This window comes from Burkholderia cepacia, assembly GCF_001039005.1.
Lineage (GTDB): Bacteria > Pseudomonadota > Gammaproteobacteria > Burkholderiales > Burkholderiaceae > Burkholderia > Burkholderia theae.
The window spans coordinates 41,311-55,969 of sequence record NZ_LDWR01000023.1; the positions used below are offsets into that span (position 1 = coordinate 41,311).

At 66.9% G+C, this 14,659-nt stretch carries 8 protein-coding genes; 5 read left to right on the top strand and 3 right to left on the bottom strand.

Annotation, left to right across the window (positions count from 1 at the left end):
* Positions 1-100 precede the first annotated feature (100 nt).
* From VL15_RS14515 to VL15_RS14525, 3 genes are read left to right on the top strand one after another with little or no spacing between them, the layout of a single operon-like run.
* Positions 101-3,037: a molybdopterin oxidoreductase family protein gene (locus tag VL15_RS14515; protein WP_048246326.1), complete on the top strand. Its 2,937-nt coding sequence runs from the start codon at positions 101-103 to the stop codon at positions 3,035-3,037.
* Between the two features lie 16 nt (positions 3,038-3,053).
* A complete protein-coding gene (locus VL15_RS14520) occupies positions 3,054-3,800 on the top strand; it encodes a 4Fe-4S dicluster domain-containing protein (RefSeq protein ID WP_048246327.1) in 747 nt (248 codons plus the stop codon).
* A 37-nt stretch (positions 3,801-3,837) separates the two neighbouring features.
* On the top strand, positions 3,838-4,785 hold the full coding sequence (locus tag VL15_RS14525) for a dimethyl sulfoxide reductase anchor subunit family protein (protein ID WP_048246328.1): 948 nt from the start codon (positions 3,838-3,840) through the stop codon (positions 4,783-4,785).
* 103 nt (positions 4,786-4,888) lie between these two features.
* Here VL15_RS14525 and VL15_RS14530 read toward each other — a convergent pair whose 3' ends face one another.
* Both VL15_RS14530 and VL15_RS14535 read right to left on the bottom strand, forming a co-directional pair.
* On the bottom strand, positions 4,889-7,774 hold the full coding sequence (locus VL15_RS14530; protein WP_155420213.1) for a GH92 family glycosyl hydrolase: 2,886 nt from the start codon (positions 7,772-7,774) through the stop codon (positions 4,889-4,891).
* Positions 7,775-8,374: 600 nt separating this feature from the next.
* Complete coding sequence (locus tag VL15_RS14535; protein WP_048246330.1) at positions 8,375-10,594, bottom strand: TonB-dependent receptor; 2,220 nt, start codon at positions 10,592-10,594, stop codon at positions 8,375-8,377.
* A 324-nt stretch (positions 10,595-10,918) separates the two neighbouring features.
* On the opposite strand from VL15_RS14535, the gene VL15_RS14540 reads away from it, so the two are divergent.
* On the top strand, positions 10,919-11,983 hold the full coding sequence (locus tag VL15_RS14540) for an asparaginase (protein ID WP_048246331.1): 1,065 nt from the start codon (positions 10,919-10,921) through the stop codon (positions 11,981-11,983).
* 94 nt (positions 11,984-12,077) lie between these two features.
* Here VL15_RS14540 and VL15_RS14545 read toward each other — a convergent pair whose 3' ends face one another.
* Positions 12,078-13,052 carry a LysR family transcriptional regulator gene (locus VL15_RS14545; protein WP_048246332.1) on the bottom strand — a complete coding sequence of 325 codons (975 nt, stop codon included), beginning with the start codon at positions 13,050-13,052 and terminating at the stop codon, positions 12,078-12,080.
* 141 nt (positions 13,053-13,193) lie between these two features.
* Between VL15_RS14545 and aspA the strand changes: the two genes are divergently transcribed.
* Positions 13,194-14,600: an aspartate ammonia-lyase gene (gene aspA, locus VL15_RS14550; RefSeq protein WP_048246333.1), complete on the top strand. Its 1,407-nt coding sequence runs from the start codon at positions 13,194-13,196 to the stop codon at positions 14,598-14,600.
* Positions 14,601-14,659 lie beyond the last annotated feature (59 nt).

A 14,659-nucleotide genomic window follows, 5' to 3' on the forward strand; every position in this document is an offset into this window, starting at 1 on the left:
ATGCGACTTTATGTCGACGGCCTGCCGGCATAGCATGGATGAACCGATTCACGGGTGCGCCCCGGCGGGGCGCGCCATCATCCGCGAACGAGGACAGACGATGGAGCATCGAGCACGCGAGCGCGACGAGCAGGCCGAGATCAAGACGACGACGTGCTACATGTGCGCGTGCCGCTGCGGCATCCGCGTGCACCTGCGCGACGGCGAAGTGCGTTATATCGACGGCAACCCCGAGCATCCGTTGAACCAGGGTGTTATCTGCGCGAAAGGTTCGTCGGGGATCATGAAGCAGTATTCGCCCGCGCGGCTCACGCAGCCGCTGATGCGCAAGGCGGGCGCCGAGCGCGGCGACGCGCAGTTCGAGCCCGTGTCGTGGGCGGTCGCGTTCGACGTGCTCGAAAAGCGGCTCGCGCATCTGCGTGCGACCGACCCGAAGCGCTTCGCGCTGTTCACCGGCCGTGACCAGATGCAGGCGCTCACCGGCCTGTTCGCGAAACAGTTCGGTACACCGAACTATGCGGCGCACGGCGGGTTCTGCTCGGCGAACATGGCGGCCGGGATGATCTATACGATCGGCGGCTCGTTCTGGGAATTCGGCGGCCCCGATCTCGACAACGCGAAGCTGTTCTTCATGATCGGCACCGCGGAGGATCACCATTCGAATCCGCTGAAGATCGCGCTCGGCAAATTCAAGCGTGCAGGCGGGCGCTTCATCGCGATCAATCCGGTGCGCACCGGTTACGCGGCGATCGCCGACGAATGGATTCCGATCCGCCCCGGCACCGACGGCGCGTTGTTCATGGCGCTGATGCACGAGCTGATCGCGCGCAACGCGTTCGACGTCGAATTCGTGTCGCGCTTCACGAACGCGGCCGAGCTGGTCGACCAGCGCGACGGCGCCGACACGTTCGGGCTGTTCGTGCGCGATGCCGCCGCGCCGGAGGTCAACGCGCTGTATCCGCAGAACCGCATGTGGTGGGACACGAAGACGAACCGCGCGGTGCTGCACCACACAGAGGGCGCCGAACCGGCGCTCGACGGTCGTTACACGCTCGACGACGGCACGCCGGTCGCGCCGTCGTTCACGCTGCTGCGCGAACAGGTGGCCGGCTGCACGCCCGAATGGGCGGCCGACATCACCGGCATCGCGGCCGACACGATCCGCCGCGTCGCCCGCGAGATGGAGACGGTCGCGCGCGATCACGCCATCGAGTTGCCGGTGCGCTGGACCGATTCGTGGGGCAAGGAACACGCGACGGTGAAGGGCGTGCCGATCGCGTTCCATGCGATGCGCGGGCTCGCCGCGCATTCGAACGGCTTCCAGACGATCCGCGCGCTCGCCGTGCTGATGTCGCTGCTCGGCACGATCGACCGGCCGGGCGGTTTCCGCCACAAGACGCCGTATCCGCGCGCGGTGCCGCCGTCGGCGAAACCGCCGAACGACCCGGCCCAGGTCAAGCCGAACACACCGCTCGCCACCGGCCCGCTCGGCTGGCCGGCGGGCCCCGAGGACTTGTTCATCCATCCGGACGGCACGCCCGCGCGGCTCGACAAGGCGTTCTCGTGGGAATACCCGCTCGCGGTGCACGGGCTGATGCATTCGGTGATCACCAATGCGTGGCGCGGCGATCCCTATCCGATCGACACGCTGCTGATCTTCATGGCCAACATGGCGTGGAATTCGTCGATGAATACGACGGAAGTGCGCAAGATGCTGGTCGACAAGCGCGACGACGGCGAATACCGGATCCCGTTCCTCGTCGTGTGCGATGCGTTCGCATCGGAGATGACGGCGTTCGCCGACCTGATCCTGCCCGACACGACCTACCTCGAACGCCACGACGTGATGTCGGTGCTCGACCGGCCGATCTCCGAATTCGACGGGCCGGTCGACTCGGTGCGCGTGCCCGTCGTGCCGCCGACCGGCGAATGCAAGCCGTTCCAGGAAGTGCTGATCGAGCTCGCGAGCCGGCTGAAGTTTCCGGCGTTCACGACGGTCGACGGACAACGCAAGTACCGCGACTATCCGGATTTCGTCATCAACTTCCAGACGGCGCCCGAGTCGGGCACCGGATTCCTGATCGGCTGGCGCGGCAAGAACGGCGACAAGGCCGTCGTCGGCGAGCCGAACCCCGACCAGTGGCAGCGCTACGCGGAGAACAACTGCGTGTACCACCATCGGCTGCCGGAGCCGCTGCAGTACATGCGCAACTGCAACGGCCCGTACATGCAGTGGGCCGTCGACAACGGGATGCGCAAGTTCGGCGTGCCGATCATGATCCAGCTCTACTCGGACGTGATGCAGAAATTCCGGCTCGCCGCGCAGGGCCGCACGTCGGGCCGCCAGCCGCCCGACCATCTGCGCGAGCGCATCGCGCGCTATTTCGATCCGCTGCCGTTCTGGCATCGGTCGCTCGAAAGCGGGCTGACCGACGCGAACCGCTATCCGCTCGCGGCGATCACGCAGCGGCCGATGGCGATGTACCACTCGTGGGATTCGCAGAACGCGTGGCTGCGGCAGATCCATGGCGAGAACCACCTGTTCGTGAACCCGGTGACGGCCGCCGCGCAACAGATCGGCGACGGCGCATGGATCTACGTCGAGTCGCCGTGGGGCAAGGTGCGTTGCCGCGCGCGCTACAGCGAAGCGGTCGAACCCGGCACCGTGTGGACGTGGAACGCGATCGGCAAGGCGGCCGGCGCATGGAATCTCGGGCCCGAAGCGGGCGAATCGCAGCGCGGCTTCCTGCTCAATCACGTGATCACCGACGAGTTGCCGGACGCGGCACGCGCCGGTGCGCGGATGTCGAACTCCGATCCCGTGACGGGGCAGGCCGGCTGGTACGACGTGCAGGTGCGGATCTATCCGGCCGAAGCCGATGCGGCGACGACGCTGCCGCAGTTCGCGCCGATGCCGCCGCTGCCCGGCACGCCGCGCGTGCTGCAGCGCGTGCAGGCGTATTTCGCGGGAACCGGCGCATTCGCCGCGCGGCTGCGGCGCGCGACGGCGGCCGGTTCGCAGTCAGACGATAGCTGATCGAAGGAGCGCAACCATGACCCAGATGGCCCTCGTCATCGACCTGAACGTATGCGTCGGCTGCCATGCCTGCGTGACGAGCTGCAAGGAATGGAACACGTCGGGCGAGGCCGGCAGCCTTGCCGACCTGCGCCCGTACGACGACGACCCGTCCGGCACGTTCTTCAACCGCGTGCAGACTTATGAAGCCGGCGTGTTCCCGATGACCGACACGATCCACTTCCCGAAATCGTGCCTGCACTGCGAGGACCCGCCGTGCGTGCCCGTGTGCCCGACCGGCGCGAGCTACAAGCGCAAGTCGGACGGCATCGTGCTGGTCGACTACGACAAGTGCATCGGCTGCAAGTACTGCGCATGGGCGTGCCCGTACGGCGCGCGCGAGCTCGACGAAGGCCGCAAGGAGATGACGAAGTGCACGCTGTGCGCGGACCGCATCGACAACGAAGCGCTGCCGGAGCGCGACCGCAAGCCGGCCTGCGTGCTCGCGTGCCCGACGTCGGCGCGGCTGTTCGGCGACGTGCACGATCCCGACTCGGAGGTGTCGCGCGCGATCCGCGAACGCGGCGGATATGCGCTGATGCCCGAATGGGACACGCGGCCGTCGAACCATTACCTGCCGCGCGTGAAGACCGAAGCGTCGTGCGGTTGCGGCAGCGGCGGCGGATGCGGCAGCACGTCGGGCGGCGGCGACGCGGACGCGTCGTTCGAGGCGCGCGCGGCGCGCGGCGACATCGATCTCGTTTCGCTCGCGAGGCCGCGCTGAGCGCGTTGTTTTTCATTCAGATCCAGACGGAGTTCCCATGCGCCCAGCCTTTTCGGTCGTTTTTCTCACCACGCTGTGCGGCGCCGCACAGGGCCTGCTGCTGACGCTCGTGATCGTCGAGGCGCTGGCGCGGCTGGCCGGCGTCGACGTGGCCGCCGCGTTCTACGTGACCGGCGCGGCGCTGTCGGTCGCGCTCGGCGTGCTCGGCCTGTTCGCGTCGTTCTTCCATCTCGGCCACCCCGAACGCGCGTGGCGCGCGATCGCGATGTGGCGCACGTCGTGGCTGTCGCGCGAATGCATCGCGCTGCCGGTGTTTCTCGCGTGCGCATTCGCGTATGGCGCGGCGCACCTGTTCGGCTGGTCCGGCACGCTGCTGATCGGCGCGGCGGGCGCGCTCGCGAGCGTCGCGCTGTTCGTGTGCACCGCGATGATCTACGCGTGCCTGCGTTTCCTGCAGGAATGGGCGAGCCCGCTGACGCTCGTGAACTTCGTGCTGCTCGGCTGCGCGTCGGGCTGCACGCTCGCGACGGCGTGCGCGGCCTGGCTCGCGCCGGCGCTGGTGGGCCGGCTCGCGGCGGCCGCCTGCGTGCTGACGCTCGTGGGCGGCGCGACACGGCTCGCGTCGCTCGCGCGCAATGCGCGGCTGCGGCCGAAGTCGACCGTGCAGAGCGCGACGGGGATTCGCAATGAAAAGGTCGAGCAGAAGTCGCGCGGCTTCACGGCCAGCGCGTTCAATACGCGGGAGTTCTTTCACGGGCAGGGCAACGGCACGCTGCGCGCGGTGAAGGCCGGTTTCCTGATCGGCGCATTCGCGGTGCCGTTCGTGCTGACCGGTGCGGGCGCGCTCGCGCCGACGTCGGTCGCGGCAGCCGTCGCGCTCGGCGCGGCGTTCGTGATCCAGTATGCGGGGCTGGTCGCTGAACGCTGGTTCTTTTTCGCGGACGCGCGGCATCCGCAGAACATCTACTACCAGCGCGCGTCGTGACGACGCGTGTGCGCGAACTTGCGCGACGCGTGCTCACGAGGAGGGAGCAGCGGGAGCAGGGGGACATCGTCACGTGCGATGTCCCCCGCGGGTCATGCGGGCATCACGAGGCCGTCATGCCGATGCCGAACACGTGCATCTTGCCGGCACTGACCTGGCGCGGCAGCACGATGCTCGTGACCACCTTGCCGGGCGGCACGGGAAGCTTCTGCGCGAAGATGTAGGTCTTGACGTTGTCCTGCTGACCATTGCCGCCGTTGCGGTAGGCCATCGTGACGGCGACCGTCGAACTGGCGCTCGCGCTGCCGCCGTTCAGGGTCCAGTCGTCGAACGCCAGCGTGACGGCCTGACTCGAACCGTCGGCGAAGTTCAGCTGCGCGATGCCGCTGCTCGGACCGTTGTTGGCCGAGCCGAGCACCACGACACCGGTGCCGACCGAGCCCGGCGGCAGCATCACGGTCTGGCCGACCGTCACGGTATTGTCGAGCGACAGCGGTCCGCCCGCCACCGCCACGCTGGCGCCGGCTACCGCGAACGGCTTGCCCGGCTGCACGCCCGCGGCCGCCAGCGCGTTCAGCGAGTAGCTGAACAGGCTGCCGTCGAAGTCCGCACCCTGGCCGTCGGTATTGGTCGCGCCATCCGCGCTGAAGCCGCGATTGTTGTAGCTGTCGGCCGCGTTGAGCGCCACCGGCACGCCGAACGACGGCGGCTGTTTCTGGCTGCCCCATTGCGACGGGGCGCCGCCCATCGCGAAGTGCAGCGTGGCGCCGTTGGCGATGTCGTCGAAGGCAACCCATGCGGCAGGGTGGGCGCGGCCGTTGATCGACAGCGACTGCACATAGTTCGACGCGGGCGCGCCCTCGGCGCGGATCCGCCAGGTGCGGCCGTTGCCGAGCCGCACGTCGATCTGCGGGAACTGCGGGCTGCCGATCGCGAGGCCTGCCACGCCGGGGATCTGCGGGTACAGGCCGAGCGCGCCCCACACGTACCAGCCCGACACCGCGCCAAGGTCGTCGTTGCCCGGCAGGCCATCGGGGCCGGTGCCGAACGCGGTGCCCATGATCTGCTGTACGACGCGCTGCGTACCCGACGGTTGCGCGGCCCAGTTGTAGAGCCAGGGCGCCTCGAAGGTCGGCTCGTTGCCCATGTAGAAATTCGGCAGGGTCATGCCCGCATTGAGTACCGTGAAGAACTGGTCGAGCCGCGACGTTACCGTCGTATTGCCGCCCAGCTGCGCGAACAGGCCGGCCGAATCGTACGGCACCATCCACGTGTACTGCTCGGCATTGCCCTCCACGTAGTTGTCGCCGCTGCTCGGCGTCTCGGGAATCCACGCGCCGTTCGACTGCCGTGCCGCGATCAGCGGGGGTGTCAGCGCGGTGTTCAGCAGGTTCTGCCAGTAGGCCGAGCGGCCCAGCAGCATGCGTTGCGTGGCGGTATCGCCGAGTGCGCCGGCAAAGCTCGAGATGGCGAAGTCGCTGCTCGTGTATTCGAGCGTCGACGAAGCCTGCCCCCACTCGCCGCTGGTGATGTAGCCGGTCTGCAGGTAGCTCGCGCGTCCACCGTTGGTGGTCACGTTGTTGCACGCGGTGCCGGGGATGTTCGCCATCTTCACCATGTGCTGCAGCGCTGAGCGCGTATCGAAGCGCCGTGCACCGAAGGCATGGGCACTCGACACGATCAGCGAACCGGCATCGCCCGGCATCACGCCGTCCTCGACGTTGTCGTTGACCCAGTGCGGTATCGCGCCGCACTGATCCGCGTCGTTGACCAGCGACTGGATCATGTCGCTCGTCTCGGACGGGTTGAGGATCGCCTTCAGCTGGATCAGCGAGCGGTAGATGTCCCAGCCCGAGAACGACGAATACTGTGCCGCCTGGCCCTTGGCGACCTGATGCACGGTATTGTCGAAGCCGATGTACTGGCCGTTCACGTCGCTGAAGATGCTGGGTGCCCACAGCGCATGATAGAGCGCCGTGTAGAACTTCTTTTTCGCGTCGAGCGTGCCGCCCGCCACGCGAATCCCGTTGAGGCGGTCGTTCCAGATGCGGTCCGCCTGCGTGCGCACGCCGTCGAAGTCCCAGCCGCGATTTTCCGCGTCGAGGTTGGCCTTCGCATTGGCGACGCTGACGTACGAGATGCCGATCTTCATCCTGACCGTCTGGCCGGAGCGGAAGCCGAGCTGGGCCACGCCGTGCGAAATCGCGGACGAAGCGAAGGGCTGGTCGAACGCGGCGTAAAAGTACACGGGCACCGGCACCGAGTTGCCGCAGAAGCCGCCGCCGATCGTGCTGCCCGAGAGGGCGCTGTCGGAAACCTGCGTGATCGCACCGGTGGTCGACGTTTTCGTGTTGGTGCGCGTCGCGTCGAGCACCAGCAGCGCGGGTTGGCCGGCCGGGTAGGTGAACCGGCCGAAGCCGGTGCGCAGCGTGGCGGTCAGCTCCACCTTGATCTGCGAATCGAGCAGCACGGAATAGTAGCCGGGCTTGGCCGTTTCATTCGCATGACTGAAGGTCGGCACGAGCTTCGTCGCGTCGGTGGTCGGCATGACCGGGAATTCGCCGTTGTTGCCGCTGCAGCCGGCCCCCGGCATGTGCGTCACGCTGAATCCCTGGATCGAGTGGATGTCGTAGTAGTAGCCGGCGGGCGAGTTCGGCTCCTGGCTGTCGTTCGGCGCCGGCGTGGTGTTGGTGTCGGGCGCCCATTGCACCATGCCCGACGGCAGGCCGGCGGCCGGCTCGACGCTGCCGGCCTGTCCTGCCGGCACCGGGTTTGGTGAATTGCTCGCGAGCGTGCCGATCAACGGATCGACATACTGCGTCAACGACAGGCTGCGGTTGTCGTCGAGATTGGTCGTATCGGCCACGGCGTTCGACGGCCTTGCAGTCAGTATCGACGCCGCCGTTCCGTCACTGCCGTCACCGCCTCCGCATCCCGCCAACGCACACGTCGCGGCCAGTATCGCCGCGAGCGTCGTGAATCGATTCATGATTGCCCCCTCCATTCGGATATGCATCTTCTGCGTTGATCACCCGGTCGATCGAACCATGGGTTCGCCGTGGGTTATGGCTATCCTGTTGGGTCGTAACACTAGGATTTGGAGGAATCCGCTGTCAATCGGAATAACAGAGTTGTAATATTTTTATTCGATTTACTAAACAAATGGAAACGCGGGGACGTTCGGCGCTATTTCGTCGAGATGACACTGCAACGGTGTGAGCGCGAGTGACGCGCGCGGTGCCCGGCGCAACGACATGCGCGCGCCATTTCGCATCCGGTCAGGTGTCCGTCCTCTGCATCCGCACGCACTGCGCCAGCGCCCGCACGCCGGGCTCGATCCGGTCGAGCGGAATCGCGGAAAAACCCATCCGGAAGCAGCGGCATCGCGCACACGCTGCTGGCGTGCGCGTCGCGCGAATTCGGGCGGCCGATCCGCATCGATGCCGGCGCGCGTGCATGGCCCGATACGCCGGCGTGGGCGAAGCTGTGCCGCTGCCTCGAATACGAAGGGCTGGTTGTGGTTCGCTGACTTGCGACGCGGCGGGGAAGGGCGCGTCGCGCCTTCCCGCCGCATCCGGCGTGACCGGTATTACTGATAGAAGTTGAGCGTGACCATCGCCGAACGGCCCGGCGCCCACGTCGCGTAGATCGGATACGCGCTCGCGTAATACTTCTTGTCGAACAGGTTCTGCACGTTCAGCTGGACGTCCATCGTCTTGTTCACGCGCCACGTCGCGGCCGCGTCGAAGCGGGCGTAGCCGGGCGTCCACTTCTTCACCGTCGGCGACACCGATGCGTAGGTCTTGCTCATCACCGTCGCGCCCGCGCCGAGCGTCAGCTTCGGCATCACGTCGTAGCTCGTCCACAGCGTGAAGCTGTGCTTCGGCACCATCACCATCGGCAGGCCCGAGCCGCCCGGATTGCCGGGGCCCGCATCGACCGTGACCGCGTTCAGGTAGGTATAGCCGCCGAACACGTGCCACTTGTCCGTCAGGTTGCCCGCGAAGCCGAGTTCGGCGCCGCGCACGCGCTGCTTGCCCGCGTTGATCGTGTGGCCGAGGCCGTCGCTGACCTGCGCATTGGTCTTCTCGGTGTCGAACAGCGCGGACGTCAACGAAAGCTGCTGGTCGATCACGTCCCATTTCGCGCCGACCTCGATGTTGCGCGTGCGCTCGGGCGTCAGGTTCTGGTTGTTCGCGGTGATCTGGTCGGTGCCGCCGCCGAGGCCGCCGTTCGCGCCGGGCGGGTTCGACGACGTGCCGTACGACGCATACAGGCTCACGGTGCGCACCGGCTTGTACACGAGGCCGAACTGGTAGCTGAACAGGTTCGACGTGTTCGACAGGTCGGCCGCGCCGGCCTGCTTCGCGTTGAGGTCGTAGCGGTCGAAACGCAGCCCCGCGTTGAAGAGCCATTGCTCGGTCAGCTTGACCGTGTCGAAGAGGTACGCCGACGCGGTCGTCGTGCGCGTGTTGGTCGTCGCGCCGGGGAAGCTCTTGTCACCGTTCAGCACGATGTTGCCGGTCCACGGCATGTTCGGGTTCCAGCCGCCCGCGAGCGGCGTGCAGTTGCCCGGCACCGTGCACGGTCCGCCCGAGCGGATGTTGTTGCCTTTCGCATCGGTGACGAGGTAACCCTCGTAGCGGTTCTGTTCGAGACTGAACTCGACGCCGGCCGTCAGCGTGTGCTGCATGCCGAACAGGTTCGTGCGGCCGGTCACCTCGGTCTGGTTCGCGATGCCGTTCGTCGCGTACTTGCCGCTCTTCGCCTGCAGGCTCAGCATGTTCGGATTCGACGCGAGGATCTGCGGATTCGTCGCCACGTAATCGAGCGTCGTGCGGCCGAACATCGTCGTGTTCTTCAGCTTCCAGTCGTCGTTGATGCGATGCTCGACGCGCACTTCGCCGGTGTCGGTCTGCCCGTAACGATAGTCGCGCGTGTTCAGCCCGAAGAACTGCCCGCGATCGGTCGGCACCGGCGTGCCGCCCGACGCACGGAACGGCACGCTGAAGTCCGGCATGTCGTACGAGTTCACGTGGTAGTAGCTGACCGTGACCGTGGTCGGCGTGTTCAGCCCGAACACGATCGACGGCGCGACGCCCCAGCGCTTGTTGTACACGTCGTTGCGGCCGGCCTGGTTCGCGTCGTGACCCATCACGTTCAGGCGCACGGCCGTTGTGTCGTTGATCTTGCGGTTCGCGTCGACCGTCGCGCGCTTGTAGCCGTCGGTGCCGAAGCCGATGCTGCTGTTGATGAAGTTGTCGTTCTTCGGCGTCTTCGTGACGATGTCGACGCTGCCGCCCACCGAGCCGCGGCCCGCGTAGACCGAATCGGGGCCCTTGATCACGCTGATCTGCTCGACCGCGAACGTCTCGCGGTTCTGCAGCCCCGAGTCGCGCATTCCGTCGACGAAGATCGAGTTGCGCGATTCGAAGCCGCGGATCACCGGACGGTCGGCCGACGGGTTCGCGGCCGCATCGCCGCCGAGGAACGTGATGCCCGGCACCGAACGCAGCGCGTCCGCGAACGACGTGACGTTCTTTTCCTTGATCAACTGCTCGGGGATCACCGTCACCGAACGCGGTGTATCGAGCAGCGGCGCGGTGAACTTGTACGACGGCGAACGCTTCACCTGCATGTCCGACAGCGCGGACGACTGGACCGCGATCGTCGGCAGCGTCGCAGGTGCGTCGGTGACAGGAGCGGAGGCGGGAGCGGTTTCGGCGGAGGCGAGCAGCGGCGTCAGGAAAACGGAGCAGGTCAGCGCCGACACGAGGGCGCGAGGCCTCGTCTTGAACTGGGCAGGCATATCGGGAAGCAACGGAAGGTTCGGTGATCGGGCGCGTTTTCTCGATGCGGGCAGTACTGGCCGGAACATCGGAGTACGTCAATGTAAATGCGTATGATTCGCGTTAGCGGTCGCAATTGTACGAATTAGACCCAAATATGTAAACACTTGAATGGTTTTTGTACTAAATCAGTCAGGTTTTCGTGGGCGGCGCAGCTGCCTTTGCGTCGCGTGCAACACCGCTTTCCATGGCTCGACCGGCGCGCGGCGGCGACGACTCGATACACTGCGGTACCGGTTGGACGGGCCCCGGCAAGCAGGCCCCGAGCAAGGAGACAACACACGATGGACACCCAACGCGCAGCGGTCGTCACGTACCGCGGCAATGCGATCGAGAACACGCACGTCGCCCATGTGGCAGTGGTCGATGCCCGCGGCCGGTTGCTGGCCCGGTTCGGCGATCCGTTCCGGATGACGCTCGCGCGCTCGGCGGCCAAGCCTGCGCAGGCGCTGTCGGTGATCGAGACGGGCGCGCCCGAGCGCTTCGGCTTCGACGACGCGGACATCGCGCTGATGTGCGCGTCGCACAGCAGCGAGGACCGGCATATCGAACGCACGCGGGCGATGCTGGCCAAGGCGGCCGCGCACGAATCGGACTTGCGTTGCGGCGGCCATCCGCCGTTGTCCGACGCGGTGTACCGGTCGTGGATCAAGCGCGACTACACGCCGACCGGCGTGTGCAGCAACTGTTCGGGCAAGCACGTCGGGATGCTGGCCGGCGCGCGGGCGATCGGTGCCGCGATGGCCGACTACCATCTGCCCGACCATCCGATGCAGGTGCGCGTGAAGCATGTCTTGGCCGACGCGTGCGGGTTGCGCGACGACGAAGTCGACTGGGCGATCGACGGCTGCAACCTGCCGACGCCGGCTTTTTCGCTGGATCGGTTGGCACGTCTCTATGCATCGCTGGCCGACGGCGCGGACACGGTGGAAGCGGGCGGCGGGGCGATCACCGAGCGCGTTCGCGCGCTGGCACGCATTCATCGCGCGATGACCGCACATCCCGAACTGGTCGCCGGCGACGGGCGCTATTGCACGGTGCTGATGAACGCGTTCGACGGGCAGGTCGTCGGCAAGCTCGGCGCGGATGCGTGCTACGGGATCGGCGTGCGTGCATCGGAACGCACGCGGCAGCTCGGTGCCGACGGCGCGCTCGGCCTGTCGGTGAAGATCGAGGACGGCAATCTCGACGTGCTCTACATGGTCGTCAGCGAACTCCTCGAGCGGTTGCAGATCGGCACGTCCGAGCAACGCGCGCAACTGGCCGGCTTTCATCGGCCGCGGATGCTCAATACGAAGGGCGTCGAGATTGGGCACGTCGCGTTCCCGTTCGAATTGCAGCCGGCCTAGCCTGAATGCCGACACCGCGCCGATGCCGCCGGCCCGCGATCCGGGCGGCGTGCGTCGGCGCCCGCCTGCGCGCTGACCGATGCGGACGCGCGCGCTACGCGCGTTCGCCGCGAATCTTCGTCAGCTCCCGTTCCGACAGCTCGCCGATCTGCGCGAGGTGCTCCGCGAGAAAATCCTTCAGCACGCGCAGCTTCGTCGAGCTGCGCCGGTTCGCCAGATACGCGATGTAGATGAATTCGCCCGTCAGCCGGTTCTGCAGCCGGTAGCGCGGCAGCACGGCTTCGAGCCGGCCGCTCGCGAGCAGGTCGCGCACCAGCCAGATCTCGAACTCCGCGATGCCGAGCCCCGCGCAGGTCGCTTCGAGCAGCAGCTCCGAATGGTCGGTGACGAGATTGCCGGCCGGCAGCACGCTGTGCTGCGCGTCGCCGTTCACGAGATCCCAGCGCGGATCGCCTTCGGGGTGCACGTAACGCAGGCAGTTGTGATGCTTCAGGTCGTCCGGCGTCGACGGGCGCCCGCAGCGGTCGAGATAGCCGGGCGTCGCGCACAGGATGCTGTCGTTGCGCGACAGCCGGTGGACGACCAGGTTGTCCAGGTAGTTCTCGCCCTCGTGAATGTCGAGATCGAAGCCGCCGGCCACGAGGTCGTTGTGGTTGTCGGTGAGCCGCACGTCGAGCTGGATCGTCGGATAGCGCGCGAGAAACGGCGCGACCAGCGGCGCGAGGTGACGGCGGCCGAACGCGACCGGCGCGGTGAGCTTCAACGGGCCGCTCGGCCGCGCATTCAGCTCGGCGACGACACGCAGCGTGTCGTCGAGATCGGCGATCAGCGTGACGGCGCGTTCCAGGTAGATGTGGCCGGCCTCGGTCAGCGTCACGCTGTGCGTGGAGCGGTGCAGCAGCGCGACGCCGAGCGATTCCTCGATGGCCGTCACCTTGCGCGCGACGGTCGACGTCGACACGTGCATCTCCTTCGCGACCGCCGAAAAACTCCCTGTTTCGACCACCCTGACGAACGCGCGCATCGCGCCCACGTGGTCGATGCCGGTTTCTCTCGCGCCTTTTTTCATTCGATTCTCGCTGTTGCGTCCCACGCAAAACCGCTTTCGATAATACAGAAGCGAGCTTGTTTTTGCAAAGGCATAGAATGCGAACCCGTCGCGTCGGGAAGCGGCGCACGACAAGCGGCAAGAGACATTCAGGAGGGCACGATGGCAGAAAACGGGTTCCGCGTCGAAGCGGATCTTTTAGGTAAACGAAGCATTCCGGACGAGGTCTATTACGGCGTCCATACGCTGCGCGCGAAAGAGAATTTCGACATCTCGGGCCGCAGTATCGCGACGCTCCCGTACCTCGTGCTGGCGCTCGCGGCCGTGAAGGAAGCCGCGGCCGACGCCAACTGCGAGCTCGGGCTGCTGCCGCAGCCGTATCGCGATGCGATCGCCGCCGCGTGCGTCGAGATCCGCGAGGGCCGTCTGCACGACCAGTTCGTCGTCGACGTCATCCAGGGCGGGGCCGGCACGTCGACCAACATGAACGCGAACGAGGTGATCTGCAACCGTGCGCTCGAAATCATGGGGCATGCACGCGGGCAGTACGAATACCTGCACCCGAACGAGCACGTCAATCTCGCGCAGAGCACGAACGACGTCTATCCGACCGCGATCCGGATCGCGACGTGTTTCGCGGTCGAGCACCTGCTCGAAGCGATGGGGCGCCTGCGCGATGCGTTCGCGGAGAAGGCTGACGCGTTCGCGGGCCTGCTGAAGCTCGGCCGCACGCAGTTGCAGGACGCGGTGCCGATGACGCTCGGCCAGGAATTCTCGACCTATGCGGTGATGCTGACCGAAGACATCGCGCGCCTGCAGGAAGCCGGCTGGCTGATTCGCGAGATCAATCTCGGCGCGACCGCGATCGGCACCGGGATCACCGCGCATCCGCAGTACGCGGAGAAGGCGCTGGCGGCGCTGCGGCGCATCACCGGGCTCGACCTGAGCACCGCGCCGAACCTGATCGAGGCGACGCAGGATTGCGGCGCGTTCGTGCAGGTGTCGGGTGTGCTCAAGCGGATCGCCGTCAAGCTGTCGAAGATCTGCAACGACCTGCGGCTGCTGTCGAGCGGCCCGCGCGCGGGCTTCGGCGAGATCAACCTGCCGCCCATGCAGGCCGGTTCGTCGATCATGCCGGGCAAGGTGAACCCGGTGATCCCGGAAGTCGTCAACCAGGTTGCGTTCGAGGTGTTCGGCAACGACCTGACCGTGACCTTCGCCGCCGAGGCCGGACAGCTTCAGCTCAACGCGTTCGAACCGGTGATCGCCAGCGCGCTGTTCCGCAGCTTCAGCCATCTGACCGCGGCCTGTACGACGCTCGCGGAGCGGTGCGTGAGCGGGATCACCGCGAATCCCGAGCGGCTGCGCGAAACGATGGAGCGCTCGGTCGCGCTCGCGACCGCGCTGAACCCGTACATCGGCTACAAGAACGCGACGGTCGTCGCGGCCGAAGCGCACGCGAGCGGCAAGTCGGTCCGCGAGGTCGTGCTGGAGCGCCAGCTGATGACCGACGCGGAACTCGACGACGCGCTGCGGCCCGAAGCGCTGATCCGGCCGCGCGTGCTGTGACACCGGCCGCGCGGCGCCGGCGCCTGCCGCCGGCGGCCCGCGCGCGGCCGTTCCAATCG